General features: G+C 44.8%; 25 protein-coding genes and 1 riboswitch. Of the genes, 6 read left to right on the top strand and 19 right to left on the bottom strand.

What is annotated here, in order from left to right; all coding sequences use genetic code 11:
* Nucleotides 1-4: 4 nt before the first annotated feature.
* The 12 genes from MKZ02_RS12950 to MKZ02_RS12895 all read right to left on the bottom strand — a co-directional run bounded on the left by MKZ02_RS12950 (nt 5) and on the right by MKZ02_RS12895 (nt 11,345).
* Nucleotides 5-1,132, bottom strand: a complete 1,128-nt coding sequence (locus MKZ02_RS12950) for a cobalt-precorrin 5A hydrolase (protein ID WP_340853905.1) — start codon at nt 1,130-1,132, stop codon at nt 5-7.
* Nucleotides 1,129-1,902, bottom strand: a complete 774-nt coding sequence (cobM, locus tag MKZ02_RS12945) for a precorrin-4 C(11)-methyltransferase (protein WP_340853904.1) — start codon at nt 1,900-1,902, stop codon at nt 1,129-1,131. The genes MKZ02_RS12950 and cobM overlap by 4 nt, the downstream gene beginning before the upstream one ends.
* Nucleotides 1,899-2,603, bottom strand: coding sequence for a precorrin-2 C(20)-methyltransferase (cobI, locus tag MKZ02_RS12940; RefSeq protein ID WP_340853903.1), 705 nt, complete (start codon nt 2,601-2,603; stop codon nt 1,899-1,901). The genes cobM and cobI overlap by 4 nt, the downstream gene beginning before the upstream one ends.
* Complete coding sequence (gene cbiE / locus MKZ02_RS12935; protein ID WP_340853902.1) at nt 2,600-3,817, bottom strand: precorrin-6y C5,15-methyltransferase (decarboxylating) subunit CbiE; 1,218 nt, start codon at nt 3,815-3,817, stop codon at nt 2,600-2,602. The genes cobI and cbiE overlap by 4 nt, the downstream gene beginning before the upstream one ends.
* Nucleotides 3,810-4,919: a cobalt-precorrin-5B (C(1))-methyltransferase gene (locus tag MKZ02_RS12930; protein ID WP_406908615.1), complete on the bottom strand. Its 1,110-nt coding sequence runs from the start codon at nt 4,917-4,919 to the stop codon at nt 3,810-3,812. The genes cbiE and MKZ02_RS12930 overlap by 8 nt, the downstream gene beginning before the upstream one ends.
* The gene (locus MKZ02_RS12925; protein WP_120031689.1) at nt 4,916-5,563 is read right to left on the bottom strand and encodes a precorrin-8X methylmutase; all 648 of its coding nucleotides are present in this window, start codon (nt 5,561-5,563) and stop codon (nt 4,916-4,918) included. Before MKZ02_RS12925 ends, MKZ02_RS12930 begins: the two co-directional genes overlap by 4 nt.
* A complete protein-coding gene (gene cobK, locus MKZ02_RS12920; protein ID WP_340853900.1) occupies nt 5,553-6,344 on the bottom strand; it encodes a precorrin-6A reductase in 792 nt (263 codons plus the stop codon). Before cobK ends, MKZ02_RS12925 begins: the two co-directional genes overlap by 11 nt.
* Nucleotides 6,341-7,255 carry a sirohydrochlorin chelatase gene (locus MKZ02_RS12915; RefSeq protein ID WP_340853899.1) on the bottom strand — a complete coding sequence of 305 codons (915 nt, stop codon included), beginning with the start codon at nt 7,253-7,255 and terminating at the stop codon, nt 6,341-6,343. The genes cobK and MKZ02_RS12915 overlap by 4 nt, the downstream gene beginning before the upstream one ends.
* 14 nt (nt 7,256-7,269) lie before the next feature.
* Nucleotides 7,270-8,856 carry a precorrin-3B C(17)-methyltransferase gene (cobJ, locus tag MKZ02_RS12910; RefSeq protein ID WP_120031698.1) on the bottom strand — a complete coding sequence of 529 codons (1,587 nt, stop codon included), beginning with the start codon at nt 8,854-8,856 and terminating at the stop codon, nt 7,270-7,272.
* A gap of 19 nt (nt 8,857-8,875) precedes the next feature.
* Nucleotides 8,876-9,259: a (2Fe-2S) ferredoxin domain-containing protein gene (locus MKZ02_RS12905; protein ID WP_340853898.1), complete on the bottom strand. Its 384-nt coding sequence runs from the start codon at nt 9,257-9,259 to the stop codon at nt 8,876-8,878.
* A gap of 155 nt (nt 9,260-9,414) precedes the next feature.
* A riboswitch (cobalamin riboswitch) is annotated at nt 9,415-9,604 on the bottom strand.
* 109 nt (nt 9,605-9,713) lie between these two features.
* Nucleotides 9,714-10,583 (bottom strand): GHMP family kinase ATP-binding protein, encoded by an 870-nt coding sequence (locus MKZ02_RS12900; RefSeq protein ID WP_340853897.1) that lies wholly within the window; start codon nt 10,581-10,583, stop codon nt 9,714-9,716.
* A gap of 12 nt (nt 10,584-10,595) precedes the next feature.
* Nucleotides 10,596-11,345 (bottom strand): MerR family transcriptional regulator, encoded by a 750-nt coding sequence (locus MKZ02_RS12895; RefSeq protein WP_340853896.1) that lies wholly within the window; start codon nt 11,343-11,345, stop codon nt 10,596-10,598.
* Nucleotides 11,346-11,431: 86 nt separating this feature from the next.
* On the opposite strand from MKZ02_RS12895, the gene MKZ02_RS12890 reads away from it, so the two are divergent.
* The 3 genes from MKZ02_RS12890 (at nt 11,432) to MKZ02_RS12880 (ending at nt 12,890) form a co-directional block, all read left to right on the top strand.
* Nucleotides 11,432-11,725, top strand: coding sequence for a hypothetical protein (locus MKZ02_RS12890; protein WP_340853895.1), 294 nt, complete (start codon nt 11,432-11,434; stop codon nt 11,723-11,725).
* A 3-nt stretch (nt 11,726-11,728) separates the two neighbouring features.
* Entirely contained in the window at nt 11,729-12,130 is a 402-nt protein-coding gene (locus MKZ02_RS12885) for a CPBP family intramembrane glutamic endopeptidase (RefSeq protein ID WP_340853894.1), read from the top strand.
* A 187-nt stretch (nt 12,131-12,317) separates the two neighbouring features.
* Nucleotides 12,318-12,890 carry a biotin transporter BioY gene (locus MKZ02_RS12880; RefSeq protein ID WP_340853893.1) on the top strand — a complete coding sequence of 191 codons (573 nt, stop codon included), beginning with the start codon at nt 12,318-12,320 and terminating at the stop codon, nt 12,888-12,890.
* Nucleotides 12,891-12,950: 60 nt separating this feature from the next.
* Here the strand turns inward: MKZ02_RS12880 and MKZ02_RS12875 are convergent, their stop codons facing one another.
* The 5 genes from MKZ02_RS12875 to MKZ02_RS12855 form a co-directional block, all read right to left on the bottom strand.
* Nucleotides 12,951-13,721, bottom strand: a complete 771-nt coding sequence (locus MKZ02_RS12875) for an NRDE family protein (RefSeq protein ID WP_340853892.1) — start codon at nt 13,719-13,721, stop codon at nt 12,951-12,953.
* Nucleotides 13,722-13,742: 21 nt separating this feature from the next.
* The gene (locus tag MKZ02_RS12870; protein WP_340853891.1) at nt 13,743-14,795 is read right to left on the bottom strand and encodes a mechanosensitive ion channel family protein; all 1,053 of its coding nucleotides are present in this window, start codon (nt 14,793-14,795) and stop codon (nt 13,743-13,745) included.
* Between the two features lie 368 nt (nt 14,796-15,163).
* Nucleotides 15,164-16,492, bottom strand: coding sequence for a D-serine ammonia-lyase (locus tag MKZ02_RS12865; protein ID WP_340853890.1), 1,329 nt, complete (start codon nt 16,490-16,492; stop codon nt 15,164-15,166).
* A gap of 67 nt (nt 16,493-16,559) precedes the next feature.
* Nucleotides 16,560-17,552 (bottom strand): diaminopimelate epimerase, encoded by a 993-nt coding sequence (gene dapF / locus MKZ02_RS12860; protein WP_120031719.1) that lies wholly within the window; start codon nt 17,550-17,552, stop codon nt 16,560-16,562.
* A gap of 202 nt (nt 17,553-17,754) precedes the next feature.
* Complete coding sequence (locus tag MKZ02_RS12855; RefSeq protein ID WP_340853889.1) at nt 17,755-18,096, bottom strand: GlpM family protein; 342 nt, start codon at nt 18,094-18,096, stop codon at nt 17,755-17,757.
* Between the two features lie 125 nt (nt 18,097-18,221).
* Here MKZ02_RS12855 and MKZ02_RS12850 point away from each other — a divergent pair, with 125 nt between their 5' ends.
* A complete protein-coding gene (locus MKZ02_RS12850; protein WP_340853888.1) occupies nt 18,222-19,118 on the top strand; it encodes a LysR family transcriptional regulator in 897 nt (298 codons plus the stop codon).
* Nucleotides 19,119-19,166: 48 nt separating this feature from the next.
* Here the strand turns inward: MKZ02_RS12850 and MKZ02_RS12845 are convergent, their stop codons facing one another.
* Nucleotides 19,167-20,453, bottom strand: coding sequence for an NCS2 family permease (locus MKZ02_RS12845; protein WP_340853887.1), 1,287 nt, complete (start codon nt 20,451-20,453; stop codon nt 19,167-19,169).
* Nucleotides 20,454-20,720: 267 nt separating this feature from the next.
* On the opposite strand from MKZ02_RS12845, the gene MKZ02_RS12840 reads away from it, so the two are divergent.
* On the top strand, nt 20,721-20,924 hold the full coding sequence (locus tag MKZ02_RS12840) for a hypothetical protein (RefSeq protein ID WP_120031727.1): 204 nt from the start codon (nt 20,721-20,723) through the stop codon (nt 20,922-20,924).
* Between the two features lie 122 nt (nt 20,925-21,046).
* A complete protein-coding gene (locus MKZ02_RS12835; RefSeq protein WP_340853886.1) occupies nt 21,047-21,508 on the top strand; it encodes a hypothetical protein in 462 nt (153 codons plus the stop codon).
* A gap of 86 nt (nt 21,509-21,594) precedes the next feature.
* Here MKZ02_RS12835 and ribH read toward each other — a convergent pair whose 3' ends face one another.
* Nucleotides 21,595-22,065 carry a 6,7-dimethyl-8-ribityllumazine synthase gene (ribH, locus tag MKZ02_RS12830; protein ID WP_120031731.1) on the bottom strand — a complete coding sequence of 157 codons (471 nt, stop codon included), beginning with the start codon at nt 22,063-22,065 and terminating at the stop codon, nt 21,595-21,597.
* Nucleotides 22,066-22,073 lie beyond the last annotated feature (8 nt).

Below are 22,073 nucleotides of genomic sequence, written 5' to 3'. Positions count from 1 at the left end.
CTCCTTACTGATAGGAAATGAGCCCGACCGAAATAGTCACATTTCCTGATTTCTTTTTTGCGAGCAGCAGCTGATCATTTCCGCTGTAAAGCATAGCAGCCGGTTCACTGACACCGTAGGCGCCGGTGAACTTATAGACCGTGTCCGACGGCTGAGAAATTGCTTTTTGGTTCAATTCTTCCGGCTTATAATAAACAAATTCCCAACGGTGTTTTCGTGCTACTTCAAGCAGCCCAACTTCATCTTTTTTCAAGTCGATCGTTGCGATCGCCTTGACACTTTTGATGCTTACCTTCAACTCATCGAGCGTCGTGCTGATGACCTGCTCAATTTCTTCTGCCGATGTGCCGCGGTTGCAGCCGATGCCGAGAACGAGCACCTTTGGCCGAAACAGCACGCCATTCGTTAAAATCGCCTCTTCTGCTTTTTCCAGCTGCCGATGCGTGACAACAAGAGCGGCAGCTGGATTTTCAGCGATCGCTTTCTGGATCGAGGAAAAAACATGAATTGTATCCGGCATCGGCGTATCATACATCCACCAATTTTTCTCTCCGCTTTCCTGCACAACTGCTACCTTTTCTTCATTCACTACCGCTGCGCTCACCGGAGTCAGCTTTTCATCCGATTCCCATACCCAGCCGAAGCGGCGACCAAATAAATCAACTGGAATTGTTTTTTGCACATCAGAAGCTGTTGTCACTACCGGATAGGCTCCGATTAGTGTGGCGACTTCCCGCGCCAGCTCATTCGCCCCGCCGATATGTCCTGAAAGAACACTGATTACGTGCTCCCCTTTATCATCAACAACGACCACACCAGGGTCCGTCTTTTTATCCTTCAGGATAGGAGCAATCATCCGGACGACAGCCCCCAAAGAGATGATGAGAATCAACCCCCGGTACTTGGCAAATAGCTCAGGCAGCAGCAAACGGACAGAACCCTCGAACAGTGTAATCCCCCGTTCTCCTTCATCGCCCTGCTCAAACTTTTTCATATAGTAAAGATCGCTGCCCGGAAAGACGGCGTTGATTTTTCTGGCAAGCTGGGTGCCGTGCTTTGTAATCGCTACAACGGCATAGTCCCCTCTTGCTATCACCTTAGGCAGATGGTCTGTTTCTGTCTTTACAGTCACGACTTCACCCCCCGGCGGTAGCCGTGCGTGAACTCTTTGTCATACAATTTGGAGCGGAAATCCTTTTCATGAATGGCAGGATCAAGCGCCCAGCCTGCTAAAATCATCGCTTGTTTGCGAATGCCGTTTTTTCTCATATCCTCATCCAGATTCTCTATAGTCGTACGGACGATTTTTTCATCCGGCCACGTTGCTTTGTAGACGACTGCCACCGGCGTTTCCGGTGCCCAGCCGACGTCCATTAATTCTCTCATAACTTTTTTAGTCAGCGTGGCGCTAAGGAAAAAAGCAATCGTGCAGTGATGCTTCGCTAAATCAGCTAGCTTTTCTCGCTCTGGAACTGGCGTGCGTCCTTCCGCTCTCGTTAAAATAACGGTTTGTGTCAGATCAGGAATCGTTAATTCCGCGCCCGCACTAGCCGCCGCTGCAAAGACCGAGCTGACACCGGGCACAATTTCAATTTCGACGCCTTTTTCTTTTAAGAGCGCCATTTGCTCCATAATCGCCCCGTATACAGCCGGGTCTCCGGTATGAAGCCGGACGACTTTCTTGCCCGCCTGCAAATGATCAATCATTGTGTCAACCATTTCTTCCAAATGCATACCGGCCGTCTTTAAAATTTCCGCTTCCGGTTTCGCTTCCCGGAACACTTCTTCATTGACAAGGGAATCCGCGTATAAAATGACATCCGCCTCTTTAATGAGCCGAAGCCCTCTCACTGTAATCAAATCTGCCGCTCCCGGGCCCGCTCCGACGATAAACAGCCTCATTTTCTCACCACCATTAAAGTCAGATATTCCGGCTCCGCGCCTTCCAGCTCTTCCATGCTCCAAACAATTTCTTCTTCTGATGTTACTTTGGAAACGACTTTTGCCTTATCGGTTAAGTCTAGCTCTTTCAAAATACGAAGCATTAAATCAATCACTTTCGCCACTTTAATGAAAATGACGCAATCGTGCTCTTCAATCGCTCTTTTCATTGCCTCATAGTCATCCTTCGCCGGCACAATAGCAACGAGGTCATCTCCATCCGCGAGCGGTAGTGATAGCCGTGCCGCAGCTCCGTTGATAGAGGAGATGCCCGGAATGACTTTCATGCTGACATCCCCGTAGCGCTCCTTCATCACATTCATCATATGTATAAACGTACTGTAGAGAAGCGGGTCCCCTTCGGTAATAAATGCGACATCTTTTCCTTCACTCAGCTTTTCCCATACCGCTTCCGCTGTCGCATTCCATTCTCGCTCCAAAATCGCTGGATCCTTCGTCATTGGAAACACGAGGCCGAGCATATCCTTTTCGGATGGATTCACATACGCATCGATGATTTTTCGTGCATAGCTCTTGCTGCCTTTTCTTTTTTTCGGATAAGCAATAACGGGCGATTCCTGTAATGCTCGAAAAGCTTTCACTGTAATCAGTTCCGGATCGCCGGGTCCTGCACCTACCCCATATAATGTGCCTGTCGTCATGACTGGTCCTCCTTCTGCCTCTTTGCTGTAATGATGTAAATCGGGTTCAATCCTTCCATTCTCGTTAAATGCAAAATCGGTTTGCTTCTCGCTATTTGGGCGAGTGTGATATCTACTTGAAAGCCACGCTCTTTAAGTGCCTGCTGCGCCTCGTATAAATTTTCAAGGGTCACGACATTCATCACAATCGTCCCATCGTCTTTTAAACGGCTGCAGCACTCGTCAAAAATCCCATTGATATTTCCAGCGGTTCCGCCGATAAACACCGAATCCGGATCAGGAAAGCTTTCTAGTCCATCCGGTGCTTTACCATGCACTGCGGTAATGTCTGTCCGGAACTTTGCAAAGTTTTCTCTGGCATTTTCAAGATCCTCTTCATTCTTTTCAATGGCGTAGACCGCCCCTTCTGAAGCAATTTTGGCCGCTTCAATGGCAACTGAGCCGGTACATGTACCGATATCCCAAACAATGCTGTTTTCATGAAGATTCATTTGGCCGATGGTAAGGACACGAATTTCCTTTTTCGTCAGCAAGCCCTTATCCGGCTTTCTTTGGGCAAACTCTTCATCAGGAATGCCAAGAGGCCATTGTTTCGGCTTCTCTATCTGCTTTAAAATCACTACGTTCAACGGTGAGAATTCCGACTTTTCCATCTCCGTTAATGACAGCCAGCGGCAGCGTTCCTGTTCGCCGCCAAGGTTCTCAGCTACGAATGCTTGATACTCATTCATCCCGAAAGATGTTAAATACCGGGCAATCGCCTGAGGAGAATTGACGTCATCCGTTAACAAAGCGATCTTTTCCTTGCCGTCAATCCGCTGGGCAAGACCCGTGATTTTCCGGCCATGCAAGCTAATGACGGCTGCATCGCTCCAGCTTTCGCCCATCCTGGCAAAAGCGAGCTGCACCGAACTCGGCTGCGGGTAAATATCTGCTTCTGCTTCTTTGGATAGATAACCGCCGACCCCATAAAACAGCGGATCACCGGAAGCAAGTACGACGATTTTTCCTTGCTGAGGTTTTTTCAGCCTTTCCTTTAATTCCCGCAAATTTCCTTTAATCGTGAAGGTCTCTCCCGCATAGTCAGGAAAAAAGGCGAGCTGCCGTTCCCCCCCGGCTAATAAGTCCGCCTCGCTGATCCACTTTTCATAAAGAGCCGGCAAGCCTGTCCGGCCGTCGTCCCCTATGCCAATAATCTTTATTCGTTCACCCATGACGCTCCGCCTTTCCTAAACATTCACCTTTAAACGTGTATAAAGTGGTTTCGATCTCCATTCCGCCGCCTACTTCCTTGAGCGCATGCTCGCAGCAGCTGGCACAAAGAATATCAAAAAAGCGATAATGACCGGCTGCCGCCATTAACTCCCCGGCATGAGAAGCCGTATTGGCTCCTCTGACTTCTTCTGCTTCCTCCGGAGAAGCCCCCGCCTGCAGTGCTGTTTCAGCCAAGAAGTTAAAATCAACAGGGGCACTTTTCGAATGAACCATCATGACTCCCTGGGCGACCTTGGAAAACTTGCCCATCATGCCGATCATGGATATTCGCTTAATGCCCAGTCGTTTGCAATGCTTCAAGGTAAACCCGATAAAGTCACCCATTTCAATAAATGCTTCTTCTTTCAATCCCGGAAGCTGCTGGATTGCATATTTCTCGCTGCGCCCACCCGTTGTAATAGCTACATGGTCACAGCCGCCAGCCCGCGCTACTTGTATCGCCTGAATAATGCTCGCTTTATAAGCGGCGGTAGAAAAAGGCATGACGATCCCACGTGTCCCTAAAATCGAAATGCCTCCGATGATACCTAACCGCCCATTGAGCGTTTTTTTCGCCATCTCTTCCCCGCCAGGAACCGAGATAATAATTTTTAAGCCTTCCGTCCGCTTAAAATCCGCTAAGATTTTTTCCGCTTCTGATAAAATCATCTTTCTTGGTACCGGGTTAATCGCTGCCTGGCCAACTTCGACTGCAAGACCTGGCTTCGTTGCCCGGCCTACCCCTTCCCCGCCGTCCAGCTCAATGCCGGGTTCTTTTTTTAAAATGACTTCCGCATAAATAATGGCTCCATGTGTAACATCCGGATCATCGCCGGCATCTTTTTTTATAGATGCTATCGCCCGATCTTCCTTTACTTCGCACTGCTCAACAGCAAAAGTGGCGAACACCTTGGCCGGAAGATAGATGGTGGCGGTTTCTTGTTTTTCCCCGGACAGCAGTGAAACCAATGCCGCCTGGACAGCAGCGGTCGCGCAGGCACCGGTCGTATAGCCTTTTCGAAGCGGCTTCTCTTCTTTCTTTTCTTGCGTTTTCATTGTCATGCTTTTTGCGCGAGCAGGGACAAAGCGTTGACAGCAGCAACAGTCACTGTGCTTCCGCCTTTTCTTCCAATGTTCGTAATATAAGGAATATCTAGCTTGGCCAGCTCTTCTTTTGATTCAGCCGCTGAGACAAAGCCGACAGGCAAACCAATGACAAGGCTTGGCTTGGCGATTCCCTCTTTCACAAGACGAATCAGTTCAAGCAAAGCGGTTGGTGCATTGCCGATGGCATAGATACCACCGTCAGCTTCCGCTGTCGCTTTACGCATCGAAACAATCGCTCTTGTTGTATTTAATCGCTTCGCTTCCTCCATTACGTCTTCATCAGAAATATAGACGTGGATGCTTCCGCCAAATTTTTCGATTCTCGGCTTGCTGACACCTGATTGCACCATTTGCACGTCACAAATAATGCGTTCTCCATTCCGGATGGCCTGGATGCCCGCTTGAATCGCATCCGGATGAAACAGCATGCTTTTTCCAAGCTCAAAATCAGCTGAAGCATGTACAACACGCTGCACGACTTTGTATTCTTCATCCGTCAGCGAATGCGGGCCAAATTCTTCTGTAATAATGTCAAAGCTAAGTCCTTCAATTTCCATTGGTTGAACCGTTTCCGGCTTAAATTCTGTTTTAAAATCCAATTCGTTCTCCCCCTCTAATCTCTAATTTGTGAAGCATGTCCCGTACTTCTTCGAAGCTCGAACAACGGTTTTTATAGTCAATTGCCGGCCGCTCGATGACAATTGTTTCGATGCCAAGTTCTTTGGCCGCTTCAATTTTCTGATCAACTGATCCTCTTTGGCCGCTCGCTTTCGTGACCATGCATTTTACGTCATATTGTTCATACAGCGCCTGGTCAAAAGCTTTTGTGAATGGCCCTTGAATGGCGACAATGTTTTTTTGCGGCAGGCCAAGCTGTTCACATTTCTCCATATTGTCTTTTCGCGGAAGCATCCGGCACACAAGGCGAATGTCCTCCATTGGCAGCAGTTTTTCGGTAAAAGTCGCCAATGTCTTACTTCCCGTTGTCAGCATAACCGTTCCTTTTGTCTTAGCTGCTCTATCTGCCGCTTCCTCGTACGTAGACACATATGTAATGAGCGGCGATTCTGTAAAGCTCTGCTCTTTTCTTTCAAAACGAATATAAGGAACGGCGGCCTGTTCTGCGGCTTCCATCGCATTTTTGGATGCTTCTTCTGCAAATGGATGGCTCGCATCGACAACGGCCGATACCTCTTTCTTCAATACGAATGCCTGCATTGCTTCTGCATCCATGCGTCCGGCAAATGCCGGAACATTTACCTGCTTCAGCTCTTTCGCCGCATTCTCTGTTACGACGGAGGCAATCAGCGGATAGCCATCCTGCTGCAAAGCGACCGCAAGCTCCCGTGCATCGCTTGTTCCCGCTAAAAAGAAAATCATTTAACTGTTGCCGCCTCACTTTCTTCTCCGTGGCTATGTTCATGGTGGTGATCATGGTCGTGGTGATGATCATCATGATCATGGTGATGGTGATGGTGATGATCAATGTGCTCCATCGCCTCAAAACGGTATTGACATGTGTCACAATTCATATACACTTCGCCTTTCAGCACTTCTTCCACCCGGTCTTTAATGACAGTTTTTAACTTCGGATGAAAGCCAAAGTATTCTGCCAGAGAGAAAGAAACTCCTGGATAGGCGAGGCGAAATTGTTCCGTCATGCTCTCCAAGCGCTTGATTAACACACCGGTAAACAGAAAGTAGGGAAGAATGATCACTTTTTCGGCGCCAAGACGGATCGTTTTCTCTACTGTTTCCTCCAAGCTTGGTGAAGTGACGCCAATAAAGGCCGTCTCGATGATGGGAACAGGCAGCTTTTCCCATAAAAGTCGGGTAATTTTGAACAAATCACTGTTCGCATCAGCATCGCTGCCACCTCGTCCAAGCAGGATAACAGCCGTCTGCTCGTCTGATCCTTCTTTGTATTCACCCGTTTCCAACACGCGGTTTTTGCAAATATCCACCGCTTCATAATGAATGCCAATCGGTTTGCCGTAAGTAAATTGGACGGCAGGGTATTTCTCCTTCGCTTCGTCGATCTCATGAGGAATATGGATTTTAGAATGGCCCGCTGGCAGCAGCATGAGCGGGACAAGCGCAACAGATGTTGCTCCTTTTGCAATACATGTATCGATCCCTTTAGCAATGTTCGACCGTTCAAACTCTAAAAAACAAGTTTCATAGATTACATTCTTTGCGAGCTCCGGGACAAGCTGATCGATAAATTGTCTGATTTGTTCATTTCCTTCTGGGTCCCGGCTTCCATGGCCGACAAATAAAATTGCCTTCATACTTTTCCGCTCCTTTAATCCCCACATGGTGCAGGTTCAAGATTTATTTTTGGTTCCATGTCGCGATAGTCAAAGTTTTGAATTCTTTTTACACGCTTAAAATATTTAAAGAATCGCTCATTTGGATGGCCTTTTTCTTTGTATTCAGCAATAATCTCCTCCAGCAGCGGAACGAGCGCCTCTGGTTCGACTCCTTCAGCAACAGGCTGGCCAGCATGAGCCGTACGTCCAACTGTCTTTGCCCCTAGAAACAAATCAAATTTGCCTTTGCGAAATACAATGCCGATATCCTCTTTCACCGCTCCATAGCAGGCCATTCCGCAGCCATTCAATCCAATTTTTAGTTCTTTCGGCATTTCTAAGCCGTCAAATTTCTCATGAAGCAGTTCAGCGTACGGAATTGCATCTTTCTTTTCTCCGTCACAGAAGTCACAGGCTTTCACCGTTGCAACATCCCCAATAGGTGAAAGCAAAAATCCGGCATCTTTTAAGGAAGCTGTTACTTGATGAGGATCTTCTGTCGGCACCCGTAAAATTACTTGGTGATGAGGCGTATATTCGATAGCCCCTTTTTCTCCGGCTGCTTTTGAAAGAACGAGCATTTGCTCAGCCGAGAACACCTTATTCGCCACTCCCGGGCTGACAGCTACTTCAAAAATGGATTCTACTTTTCTCTTGAACAGCGGCTGACTTGTCTCTTGTTTGTCTTTTCCATCTAAAAGGCGGAGCGCTTTCATTCCAAGCTTGTACAGGTCTGTTTTCTCCTCTTGCCCTCCATGAAGAGCCCACGGCTCATTTTTCGGCTTCAACCGTTCGTGCGGCTTTAGCGGCTGCTTTTCTGATGTTAATGTATATTTGCGCTGATAGCCCCTCGGTGTAATCATTTTGTTGTCGTAAAGGAATGTGGTTGAATTGCCAATGATTACGGTCGTCAGCATGCCGATATCATGATCCAGCATATTCTTCAAGTCTGTGATCACCACTTGTTCTCTTTCCCGGTAAGCGCTCTTGACGAGGCCGACTGGCGTATCCGGTGAACGGTGCTTTAATAAAATGCGCTGCGCTTCCGCAATTTGTCTCGTTCTTCTTCCGCTCTTTGGATTGTATAAAGCGATGACAAAATCAGCTGCCCCTGCTGCTTCTATCCGCTTGGCAATCAAATCCCACGGCGTTAGATGGTCACTTAAGCTGATTGTGCAAGCATCGTGCATAACCGGTGCCCCAAGAAGAGAAGCACAGGAATTGATCGCCGAAATTCCCGGTACAATCTCTACTCCCACGCCGTCCGCTTCTTTCCAACCTTGTTCAACGAGTACTTCATAGACAAGACCTGCCATGCCATAGACACCGGCATCTCCGCTTGAAATGACCGCCACCGTTTTTCCTTCTTCCGCTAATTTAACAGCGGCCTGTGCACGGCTCACTTCCTCTGACATCCCGGTGCTGATGATTTCTTTTCCCTCAATAAAGTCTGCGATCAAATCGACGTATGTTTTATAACCGATAATACAGTCGCTTTCCTTTAGCGCTTCCTTGGCCCGTTCTGTAATGTGCTCTGCGCTGCCCGGTCCAAATCCGACAACCAATAATTTTCCCTTCACTCTATTCGCCCTCCTCTGCTTACTTGGCTGTTTGCTTTTCTTTATCTTTGGCCACACCGGTTACACGGTCATTTTGAAGAATCATGCCTTTTTCGTAATAAGTGTACGTGACAGCTTCTTCAACCGGCTGGCCTTCTTGGAGATGGGAAGCCACAATTTTCTCTGCGAGCTGTTCATCCACCTCGTGGTACCATGTGCCTTCCGGGTAAACGATGACGACACAAGCATCTTTACAGCGGCCGTTACATCTTGTTCTTGTCGTATGCACCCGAACATCAAGCTCCCGTTTTTTTATTTCTTCTCTGACTGTCTGCGTGACCTCTTCTCCGCCTTTTCGCATACAGCTCGAACCATTGCAAATGAATACATGATGGTTCATTTCTGTTAAATCCCATGTCGCCACATTCCCCACTCCTTTTTGGAAAATAAAAAAGTCCTTAACTTCAGAAGAAGTTAAGGACTAAGAGCTACGTATATAAGCTACTCAAGGAACGAGTAATCATGCCGAATGCACCGACACCGTTCCATACAGTCATCCTGTTCTTCCCTCCGAAGAATGATGGTTCGAAGAAGAAAGCAGGTCTCCTGGCTTACGGGTCCACTTACTCTTGTCCCTTCCCGGCATTACGCCAGTGGCTGTTGACAATTTCATCACCGTTTACAGTAGCGGGGGCTGCATCGGACTTTCACCGATTTCCCTATTATCCCAGAAATGACTCTCCCGGGCACTCTCTTCTTATTATTCAATTTTTATGTATGTCATCCTGATTTTTCTAAATTTCAAACTCTTTTATTAGATTAGCAGGTTCTTCATTCATTTGACAAGGGAAATTTTACATAACGTTTCTTTTGTTGAACTATGAAGAAGAAGATAAAGCAGGTACAGGCACGGAAATGAAAGGCTTCCAGCCTGTTTTCTGCTTAATGATCTGCTTGACGGCAGACATTTTTTCTAAAAAAGAAGGATCATATCTATGACACAGCAAGCCTATCACGGTCCCGCTGTGACCTACAATGACTCCCAATTCAAATCTTTTAGCCAGCTCAGCGAACAACGAGAAAAAAGGCTTAGGCAGCAGCTCCTCATTTAACTTCGCGCTTTTCGTGACGGCAGACAAAATGGCAGGTACACTGCCGGACAAGAGACTGTCGTGCATTTCATCAAATAATTGAGCCATTTGCAGCTTTGCAGCAGCAGAATATTCACCTTTCATCCTATAGTACTGTTGTGTATTCAATCGTCCCCCACTGTCATAACCGATAAGAAACAACTCAGGGAAATTTGGATAAGAATAGAGCAGTTCGCCTGTTTTCTGGTTCACGGCATTGATGCCCTGATACATAACTCCATCTGTCGGTTCAACAGCAGCAGCGATTTCTGCAATAGCTGAGTCCGTAAAGTCTATCCCCACACTCATAGCGACAGCGCGCACGGCAGCAGTTATATCCGCAGAGCTGCTTGCCATCCCTTTGCTGACAGGAATTTGTGACGAAAAGTATAATGTTCCTCCTACACTCATCCCAGCTCTCTTCAATGCAAGCTCTGCAGCGTAGATCGCTTTTCTCTTATAAGGATGGTCACTGCGTACACCAGGAGAGTGAGTGGGAACAAACCATACTTTGCTTGTTAAGGGAACAGGCAGCGTAAATAGGAATGGCTGACCATTCTTTTCTCCCTGGGCAAGCTCGCCAAATGTACCGGTGGATCTTCCAACTCCTTTTTTCACTATATAACCACCTCATTCACGTGCTTGTTCAAATAAGTAAATAGCGTCCTCCAAAAAACAGATCACCTCTTTTTTAATAGGATATAAATTTAGAAGCTCTGATTTATCTGCTGATTTCCGTACACGCCAAAACTTTTCTTCCAGCTCCCGATTTCCGGCAAACATTTCATCTGTCAGTAAGAGAACGTCAGAAGCAATCAACTTTCCCTCCTCTGATTCTGGGCCAATATTTTTAGCTACACAAAGGTCAATCCTTTTCAATAAGTTCATCCACTTATTGATCAGCTTATCATCCTGTTCCAGTTTCGGAAGCTGCTCCTGCAGGGTGTTTTGCTCTTCCTCATCAAAGAACTTATTCCAATTTCCTTTCTCTTTTTCATCGCTTCTTTCTTTTCTGACTAAAGGAATTAAGTGCTCCCACTGTAAATCCCCTTCCACCTTTAAGATATTCAACAGCGTATTCGTATGAAGCACCGCTTGTTCAAGCTCCGCTATGTTTTGCCTCAATGACTGCTTATGTATGCTCAACAACTGCTCAATCGTTAATTGGGATAACACTTTCTTTATATCTTTAAGCGGCAGTTGGAGACTTTTTAAAATTGTCACCTTCTCTATTTTCAGAACATCTGCATCATTGTAAAACCTTTTTCCATGGTCATTTTTAAATGAAGGAGTCACTAAATCGATTTGATCATAATATCGCAGCGTCCGGACAGAAAGATTTAATTTTTTTGACACTTCCCCTGTAGAGTAATATCTCACTTCACTCACCCCTAAAAAAGTGCTTCCACGTGACGCGGCGTCACCTTTTACACTTACTATATCACAATGTAACGGGAGGAATAAGAATGAATGAGAAACCTTTATTTTTTAAATATTCACCATGGAAGCGGAAGGAACCTCTCCAGCTTCTTTTACTCGTGTTCGTGATCGTGCCCTTCTTTATTGAATATCTATTAAACGATTACTTGGAAAGCACATTTCAAAATGATTTATACGCCGGAATCCTCGCTGGTTTTATCATGTCTATTGTCTTTACATTGGCCGTTTATTGCCTTCCTTTAAAACCACAGCGACTTACCTGGAAGGAAGTCGGCTTATCCAGTTTCCCAAAAACTTATTGGGGGGCGATCGGCGGCTAGGCAATGGTATTAATTATCGCCAGCATTTTTTTAATTATAGTAGGAGATTTATTTGGGCTTGGCTATGAAAATAAAAAAACTGACAGCCTGCAATCTCATCTTAATTTTATTAATTTTACGATTGGTTTTATCTCAGCAGCTGTCATTTCGCCTGTGTATGAAGAAATTCTTTACCGCGGCTTTCTTTACCGCTGGTTAAGAAGCAAATATGGACTGGTTATTGGAATGATAGGCAGTTCTTTTATCTTCATGCTCGTCCATATTCCAACATACAATGTTCTGCCGATTACTTTCATATCCGGCCTCGTCTTTTCCTGGACTTATGAAAAGACTAAATCAATTATCCCCGGAATGATCATTCATGCGATTTTTAATGCCCTAGCTGTCATTCTTACAGTCGTTTAGTGACTAGCAGGGGATCATATGCCTCAATGCTCCTATTGCCTTTTGTTTAATAAGACTTTATTTGAATTTTTCATATAATGAATTTTATTCAAAAATAAACAAAAAACGCCGTTGACACAATGAGTCGCCTTTATTTAAAATAAGGTTAACATTTATTGCTTGTTTAATTTTATTTGGAGGGATTCTTATGTCTGCTCAGCACGAAAGATTAAGAATGATGCTAACAGCCGCCCTTTTCGCTGCTATCATCGGTATTTTTGCTCAAATTACCATTCCTTTGCCACTCGTTCCTATTACAGGACAAACGCTGGCGGTCGGTTTGGCAGCCACCATTCTCGGTTCCAGATACGGAGCACTGGCAGCTCTTTTATACATGCTGATCGGGGCAGCCGGCCTTCCTGTGTTCTCAGGTATGTCCGGAGGAATGGGCATTATCTTCGGTCCAACGGGCGGATATATTATCAGCTTTGTTTTATCGGCCTTCTTTATCGGCTGGTATATTGAAAAAACTAAACCGACTGTGCTGCAAGCTTTTCTAGCCAACATTATCGGCATGGTGATTAACCTCGCTTTCGGTACGGTCTTGTTAAAGATTTTCGCTGAACTTGGCTGGGTGGAAGCCTTTGCTAGTGGATTTATCCCATTTATTATTGGGGGCATCATTAAAGCCTTTCTTGCTGCCTGGATCGGTATTCAGGCACGTAAACGCTTAGCTTCAGCCCGCCTGCTGCCGCAATCGGCTTATAACCATACGGCCTAATTGCCAAAAAGAGCTGTCTGACAAGTTGGTCACTGATGACTAACTGTAAGACAGCTCCTTTTACATAGATTCAATTTTAAGCTGAAACGCTTCTTCACCAACAAGATTTCCCTGAAGATAGCTCCGTTCGGTGAAAGTAACATGGTTCGTCTGGTCAATTGTGACAACCGTTGATGAGCGGGTCCCATAGTCTTCACTTCTAATAAAAAGAGGCGAAAGCTTTCTTTCCCAATCGAGAGAGACGCCTGTACGAGGCAGTTCTTCATCCGGAGCCAATTCTTCATCCTGCAAAAAGGAAAACAAACAATCAACAGATAAAGCTGGCGAATGATGCAAACACTCTTCTAGATAAGCTTTTCCTTTTCTTGATTTCGGCCAGGGCGTGTTCAGCGTGGCGTTGCTTAAGCTGTGAACGCCGGGAGCAACAGCTTCTTTCAAATCTTTTCTGTTGTTATAATGCCAAAGCTCATCTGCTGTTCCAGCCAGTAAGTTAAAGCCGGGATAACTATCTTTTTGCTCCCGCAGCTCATCCATAAATACTTCCGGCGGCTCTGTGCCTGTTAAGAAAGCTTGAACGATTTCCCCACGCGACCGTTTTCCTTCGGTTTTTTCAGAAGGATCACGAAAATTCGTTAGCGCCGCAAACCGGCCTGTTTTTGTGATTCCGAGCCATGTTCCCATCTTCTCAAGATCACGCCCAGCTAGAACACTGGGCGTTTCCTCCCAATAATGGGCTTTTTGAGTCGGACGATTGAAAAACTCATCCCGGTTGGCAGCAATAACTAATTTATAGGGGGCATACGCCTGAAAACAAAAGTTAATTAAACACATACATTTGCACCTTTCTGGCAATTATGACGGCTTCACTTCGATCGGCTGCGAAGCAAGCCGGATATCATTTTTCTGGAATAGAGAAGCAATCGCATGACGAAGCCTGCTTTCTATTTTTTGCTTAATGACGATGCTTTGGACAGGGACTTCTATCTTGAACACCATCGCTTCATTGCGAAAATCAATAAAACGGACAGACTGTGGCCCCTGCGGCTTGATTTCCTTTTCAGCAATGACTTTATCAGCAGCGGCATATAACAATTCTTCAACCTTTTCCGTATCCTGCCCGAATTTTACTTCCACTACTACTTGAGCTACCACTTCAGCTCCGGAACGATTCGGTACAATCTGTTCAATAAAATACTGGTTCGGCACAATTAAAGAGCCTTCGGTTGCTGTTTTGACAACAGTGGAACGGAGCCGGATTTTTTCTACCCGGCCAAATTTGCCATTCACTTCGACTACTTCTCCGACTTCAATCGGTCGCTCAAACAAAATAATAATGCCCGAGATAAAATTACCAGCTACATTTCTCATGCCAAAGCCAATTCCGATACCGAGCACGCTAAATAAGGCGGCCGCTGCTGTTAAATCAAGCCCTACGGTCGCAAAGCTGATGGCCAGTGCAATAATCATAACCGTATAGTAGATCATCCGATTAAAAGTATAAGCAACCCCACTATCTAATCCATAATAATGATAGACTCTGCTCATCACAAAACGATTAAACAGCTTCACAAGCCTTTGGGAGAGCGATACAGTAAGGATTGCCACAAGAATTAAAAAGACAGTTACCTGTGCCTCTCCTGACGTATATAGAGGATAAAACAGCCACTTTTCCCTAGAAAAATAATAGAGAAACAGTAACAGAACGCCATAAAAAGTGAGCCAGTTTAACGTCGTATTAAGAAGAGGGATCAATTCCTCTTTCCAGGAGCCAGGCTCATATTTTTTTCTTCTGATGAGTTTCATAACCAGCCATTTAACGAGCAAGATAATGGCCGTGAATAAGCAAAAATCCAGCAGCCTGCCCGCAAAATGATCCATTGAAAAAAAACGAATGACTTTCTCCATATTATCACCACTACTTTATTCTCTCCTTCTTTTCATTGCCTAAATCCCGTAGAAGTAAACAAAAGAGAAACGTACTAACGAAGGATTATTATTTCGGATATAGCGGCTTGCTGCTTTGTAATAAAGCCTGATAAAGAAACTATATGGAGATCGATTATGTAACTCTATATTATTCTTACATTTTGCTATTAAATGGATTGAAGATGAGCAATTTTCGAACACCACTAATTGTTAAACAATGAGAACTTTTCATTAATACACACTTTTTCTAATTTTCTTCCCCATTTATGGAACGGTTTATAAGCATACTACTATCCAATTTGCTATCATTGCCCAAATAGGGTAAAGCATCACCACCTTATTTTAAATCAATACTGCTCTCCCTTTTTGATCATTACGATCATTTCTTCTTCAGGAACGAGGCTACCTCCTGTCGACCATACAAGATGAACAGCACCTTTTTGCTGACTGTCGGTGAAATGGCTCTCCAGCCAGCCGCTTACTTTTGCCCGAACAGGCCCTTCTATTCCCGCAAGAGCGGAAGGCTCCAGTTGCTCACCTTCAAGCTTAGCCATTTGATTCAAATAGATGAACAGCTTGTCATCCAACACGGTAAATACTCCGTCTAAATCATTTGCTACTGCTTTGCCGACAAAACTGGATGGTCTGCCGACGGCGAGGCCATCCGCCTCAGTTTTCAATTCGATCCCGGCATCCTGGACGGCTATTTGATCATGCAGTCCGGTCATTAAACCGAGCAGCATGCAGGGAGCTTGCACTGGTTCGGCGAAAAAGCCATAGACATGTTCTCCAAACACCCGCTTCAAGCCGGTAAAAATCCCTCCAGGTGCGCCGCCTACTCCACACGGTAAATACACAATCAATGGATGGTCTTCATCGACAGCAATGTTCTCTTTCTGAAACTGCTCCTGCAGACGAAGGGCAGCTGTTGAATAGCCGAGAAACAGCTCTTTTGAATGCTCATCATCAATGAAGAAACTGTTTTTTGTTTTTGCACTCAGCTCTCTGCCTTCTTCTACGGCACGGCTATAGTCATCTGCATACTCAATGACTTCAACCCCTCTATCCCGCAGCCGCGTCTTTTTCCATTCTTTCGCATCTGTGGACATATGGACGGTTGTCCGGAACCCAAGAGCTGCTCCTGTTATGCCAATGCTTAAGCCTAAATTCCCGGTAGAACCGACAGCGAGTGAATAATTAGAGAAAAACGCTCTCATTTCTTCGTTTGCTAGTTTACTATAATCTTCTTCTGTCGATAATAACCCATGTTCAATTGCAAGACTTTCTGCATGCTTCAACACTTCATACATGCCGCCGCGTGCTTTTACAGAACCGGCAACCGGCAGAAGGTGATCAGCCTTCATATATAAGCAGCCGGTAATCGTTTCGCAATGATACTTTTCAAGAAAAGCTTTCATATGTTCAATTTCCAGCAATGGTGACTCAATGATGCCGCCTGCTTCTTTTGTTTCAGGAAAAACGGCCGTCAAAAAAGGCGCAAATCTTCTGAGCCTGGCATCGGCCTCATGTATTTCCTCGAGCGTGATCGGCCAATCGTCTGGTCCATTTTTTAACTTCTGGTCGTTTATCCATGTTACTTCCTCGCCGTTCCTCATTGCAGATATGAGCGGCCATTGGCTCTCCAGTCTCTTTATTTCTTGTTTTTCGTTGCTCATCTACATCCCCCTGTTCATAATGAAGAAATTCCAAGAGCGGCCTCTTGGAATTTCTTTAGGTTATGATTTAAGCAAATACCGTTTGCTTTAAAAGTTCTTTTACTTCGCCGCCAAGCTTCTCATACTGTGCCTGTTCTGTTCTCTCTTGTTTATTCACTACAGCAAATGAAGCTGGATCGTTCAGATTCACTTCAACAACCGCGTCATATAAGTAAGTAGCATTGCCAATTAAATCAATCCAGTAGCCGCCGTCTGCTTTTTTGTGCGCGACACAGCGGACTTTGCCCCCATTATTATACACTTCAATGATTTCTTCCAGCTCATTTTTATCAAGTAAGCAAGTAATTAAGCTAGAAGCGGACATCGCTGTTCCGCAAGCATTGGTGAACCCAACCCCGCGCTCAAATGTTCTTACATAGATTTTTCCCGGTTCAATTGGATAGACGAAGCTCACATTCACACCATCAGGGCATATGTCATTTGGACCGTTTAATTTTTCGGCAATCTGTTTTTGCTCGTCAGAAGCGATTTGATCTTGATTTACCATCGCAATTAAATGAGGATTAGGCACTGCTGCTGCCGAGAATGCAATAGAATCAGATAGTTCCGGCACGATTTCATTCAGTAGTGTGTCCTTCCCTTCAAGGTACATCGGCAGGCTTGACAGTGAGAACAGCACCGGTGAGATTTCCACACGGTAAGTTGGCACCTCTTCATATAGCTCTTCGTCCTTTGTTACTTGTAGATCAGCTTTCATCGTTTCAACGACAATTTCATCTTTTTTCAGCAATTCGCATACGTAACGGCCCAGACAGCGAAGGCCATTCCCGCACATAGAAGCTTCTGAACCATCGGAATTAAAAATCCTCATTCTTGCATCGGCCCGCTCGCTTTCCATGACGAACAAAATGCCGTCTGCTCCGAGGCTTGATTCTCTGTCACACAAAGCAATCGATAGATTCTTTCTCTCTTCCTCAGAAAAGGAATAACCGTTTGTCCATTCATCTATTAATAAGAAATCATTGCTTGATCCATGGCATTTAACTAACTCAATTTGCATGTCTTCTCCCCACAATCCGCTTTTGCTTTTTCTTATTAGCATACAAAAAAAACAGGCATTGGTCTATGCTTTCGTCACAAATATGCGAGCGTTCCGGACGAGTTGTCTTTCGAAAAGATAGGAAGCTAGGAAATGGGATGCCTATCTAAATATAAATAAAACCGTTTAATTTTTAATTTATCACTTGATATCCTTCCAATTTTTATACACTTAGCTTTTGAGAAATAAAGCACATATAGCCAACCATGTAACCAACATAAATCACCGACGCGCCTATAACCGCGTATAGAGGTTTGACCCAATTGGACAGAAGAAAAATGCTGCTCATTAAAATAACCGCTCCGAAAGCACCGACGATGGCATTTTTCTGCGTCATTCTAAACTCTGTGAGATTCATATTTTTCATTTGTAAACTGATGTTGATCAACGTCATGATTGGAAGCAAGGTGATGACTCCTGACAAAAAAAGATACTTGGATTTGCTTAAAAGCGAAGCCAATACCAAAATAGAACCACCGATGGCAAATTGTACAACATAACTCAATGACGCTCTCCCCTTTTATGTAGCAATCTTTAGATGGGACCATTTTATTCTCTGGCTATATATAAGTAAACTAAATATAATTAATATTAAATATAATAAAACCTTATATCTTAGGAGCCATACAAATGAACCTAAAGAAATACATGACTTACATTAAGGTAGTGGAAACCGGCAGTTTAACGAAAGCGGCCGAACTATTAAGCTACACACAGCCGAGCATTAGCCAGATGATCAGCAGCTTAGAAGAAGAATACGGCTTCGCCCTGTTGGTCAGACAGAAAAACGGCGTAAAGCCGACAGAAAATGGCTGGAAGGTACTGAAAGCGATGCGGGACATTCAGAAAGGCTATGAAAAATTGATGGAAACTGTGGGCGAAATTAATGGGCTAGAAACAGGGAAAGTTCGGATCGGCGCCTACATTAGCATCGCCACCAATTGGATGCCGCGCATACTGAGTGAGTTCAAAAGTCTGTATCCTTTTATAGAGATTGAATTGTATGAAGGAAACGCATCTGAACTGGATCTCTGGCTGGAAGAAGACATCATCGACTTTGCTATTGGTTCTTCCTACAATCATAAATGGCACTTCCGCTTTCTGCTGGAGGACCCGATTATGGCTGTTATGAGTACTCAGCACGAGCTGGCTCAATCAGATATCATCGACCTAGAAGCAATCAAAGCGGCTGACTGGATTCTCCCGTATTCAGATTCACTTTTCGAGGTGCATCACTTAATCAAAAAAGAAGGATTCACTCCTCGGGTTGCTTATCAGATAAGAGGAGATGAAACGATCATTGCCATGATACAGAACAACCTGGGGATCAGTCTGCTGCCCCAATTGCTGTTGAGTAATTCTGCTTTAGACAATATTACAGCCAAACCATTAAGCATTCCGGTCTCCAGAAAAGTAGGCATCCTCACAAATACAACGAAACATGTACACACCCCCTCGATTAACAAAATGATGAGTTTCGTGGAAGAATGGGTAAAAAAACCTAATCAGATGGAGAAGAATCTCTAGGATAAAAAAAGCACACCGCTGCCCAACAGCGGTGTGCTTTTTTATCTATTATGCATAATGCAAGACATAGTTAAACAGAAACAGCAACGAAACAATCCATAAGAGCCTGGATACTTCGCGGCCTCTGCCCATAACTATCTTTAAGATTGGATATAAAATAAAACCGGCAGCAATCCCGTCCGCTATGCTGTATGTGAATGGAATCATCACAATAATAAACAGCGCCGGGATGGCATCCGTTAAGTCCGTCAAATCCAAATGGCGGATATTTTGTATCATCAAGCTGCCAATCATCATTAAGACCGGAGCGATGGCCATGTCAGGAATTAGCTTCATGTAAGGAATGGCAAACACCGACAGCAGGAATAAGACGCCTGTCGTCAATGTCGTTAGCCCTGTTCTTCCGCCAGCAGCGATCACCGCTGAACTTTCCACAGTGGACACCGTTGGGCTCGTTCCCAAAATCCCTGAAAAAAAAGAGGAAAAGGCATTGGCTTGCAGCGCCCGCTTAAACTTATCTGGACGGCCGGCAAATTCCGTATGGCCGTGCACAAGGCCGATATTTTCAAATATGAGCACCATCGTTAACGAAAACACGGCAGACCAGAAAGGAACCGTGGCCCATTTTGACAGGGAAAATGCTGAAAACACATCGCCATACACAGCGAAGGAAAAAGAGGTATCTCCTACTTCCGGCAGCAACCCCATTCCCCAAGCAGCGATGGTGCCAAATAAAATGCTCCATAAGAAGCCGCCTTGAATGCCTTTCAAAAAGACGATGATCGTAACGATCAGCGTCAATACGGTAAGGAGCACAGCCGGTTCTCCCAGATTCCCCATCGCCAAAATGGAGTGCTCTCCCCGTACAACGAGCCCGCCCTTTTCCAGTCCAATAAGCATTAGGAAAAAACCTAACCCGACTGAAATGGCCTCCTTTAAAACAGACGGAATGGATGCATTGAGCCAATCGGCCAATTTCGTCACTGTCACTAGGAAAAAGATAAGTCCTGATACCGCGACGACTCCAAGTGCTTCCTGCCAGCTCAGCGCCATCGCATGAACGAATGTATACGTAAACATTGCGTTCAGCCCCATGCCTGGCACAAGTAAAATAGGGGCATTTGCCCAAAAAGCCATAATCGCACAGCCGATAAATGAAGTGAGAATGGTCGCAATGACTGCTCCTTCAAATGGCACGCCTGCCTCCGACAAAATCAATGAGTTAACAGCCACAATATAAATAATTGTGAAGAAACCGATAACTCCCGCTGTCACTTCCCGCTTAATGGTTGTTCCGTGATCAGCTAACTGAAAAAAACCTCCACTCTTCTTCATAAATAAATGTACCTCTCGTACATCGCCCTCTCCCTACCCGCTTTTGCTGCATAAACAGCCAAGCCACAACAAGTATTGTATCAAAGCACTACTTGAAGAACAACACTGACAAAAAAGGACCTGCCCCGTTGCCGTTTGCAAATAAGCAGAACAGGTAAACAGGAGTGTGTGACACGATTTCAAATTGAAGAAAACTGATTCGTGTAGATGGTCTGAATAATTAATTATAAAATACATATCCTATTCCTGCTTAGGAGGTGAAACTTAATGAATAATCAAAGAAATAGTCAAAATCAACAAAATAACAAAAGTGTCACAGAGAGCATTAAGAACACAGCAGGCTCTGCATTTGAAACAATGCATAATGCTTTAGAAACAACAGAAAACGTTGCAATGAATACTGTTGATGCAACTAAAAACGCCGTAAATAATTTAACAGATAACACAAAAAAGAAGCGAGACAACCAATGATGAATAATGATTAAACGCCATTTATCTGGCGTTTTTTCATCTCCCCATCTTTCTCACACTCCTTTCTTCATTTAAAGGAAATCCTTTTACTGTATCCATTTTTTGCAAGGAGAGAAATTACTATGCCTATCCGCAATCCAGTTGGAGAAGCAGAAGCGGCGGAACAATGTTTAAGAGAAGAAACGACACGTAAAGTAAATGAAGCTAAAAATAGGATTCAAGATGCAATTAATAGTGGAGTTGACAGTCTTAACCGTCAGGATGTGGCTAAGGTATCAGAACATTTTAAAGAACACATTCCTCCCGAAATAACTAAAAAAGGAAAAGAATATGCACTTAAGTTGGAGGAGGTAAAAAGCAAGATTCAAGAACTCCAAGACGCCTTAGATATAAACATGATAAAGAAGGAAATACTATACAGAGCAGAGGAATTTTGTGAAGCATGCCTTAAAGAAAAGCTTGGATTTCTTTCGTCTATCAGTTTAAAGAGCATTCCTAGAGTGAAATTAGATTTTAACGGTCAAGAAGAAAACCTTGATGCCCGCATCAAGGTTTTCTTTATAGGTGCTCCCTTTCAGTCATAAGCCTTGCAATATTTACTTTACCTTATTATTTCCTCAAATAACCTGCCCCGTTGCCGTTTGAAAATAACAAGGGGCAGGTCTTTCTATTATCCTTCGATCGATCTGACCAAGTTTGCCATCTCAATCGCTGTCGCAGCAGCTTCCCAGCCTTTGTTGCCAGCTTTTGTACCAGCACGCTCAATCGCTTGCTCAATCGTGTCCGTTGTCAGCACACCGAAGATGACCGGTACGCCTGACTGCATGGCGGCTTGGGCTACCCCTTTTGTTGCTTCATTGCTAACGTATTCAAAGTGAGCTGTAGATCCGCGGATGACTGTGCCAAGTGTGATAACGGCATCGTATTTGCCGCTGTCCGCCATCTTTTTGGCGATCAACGGAATTTCAAACGCGCCCGGTACCCAAGCGGTATCCACGTTTTCTTCTTCAACTCCGTGACGGCGCAGGGCATCCTCTGCTCCGCTCAGTAATTTACCAGTAATAAATTCATTAAAGCGGGCGACAACGATGCCCACCTTCAAGCCTGTTCCAATTAAATTCCCTTCAAATGTTCTGCTCATGTTCTTCT

Source organism: Pseudobacillus sp. FSL P4-0506, assembly GCF_038003025.1.
Taxonomy (GTDB): Bacteria; Bacillota; Bacilli; order Bacillales; family Domibacillaceae; genus Pseudobacillus.
This window is presented reverse-complemented; position numbering and strand designations above follow the sequence as displayed.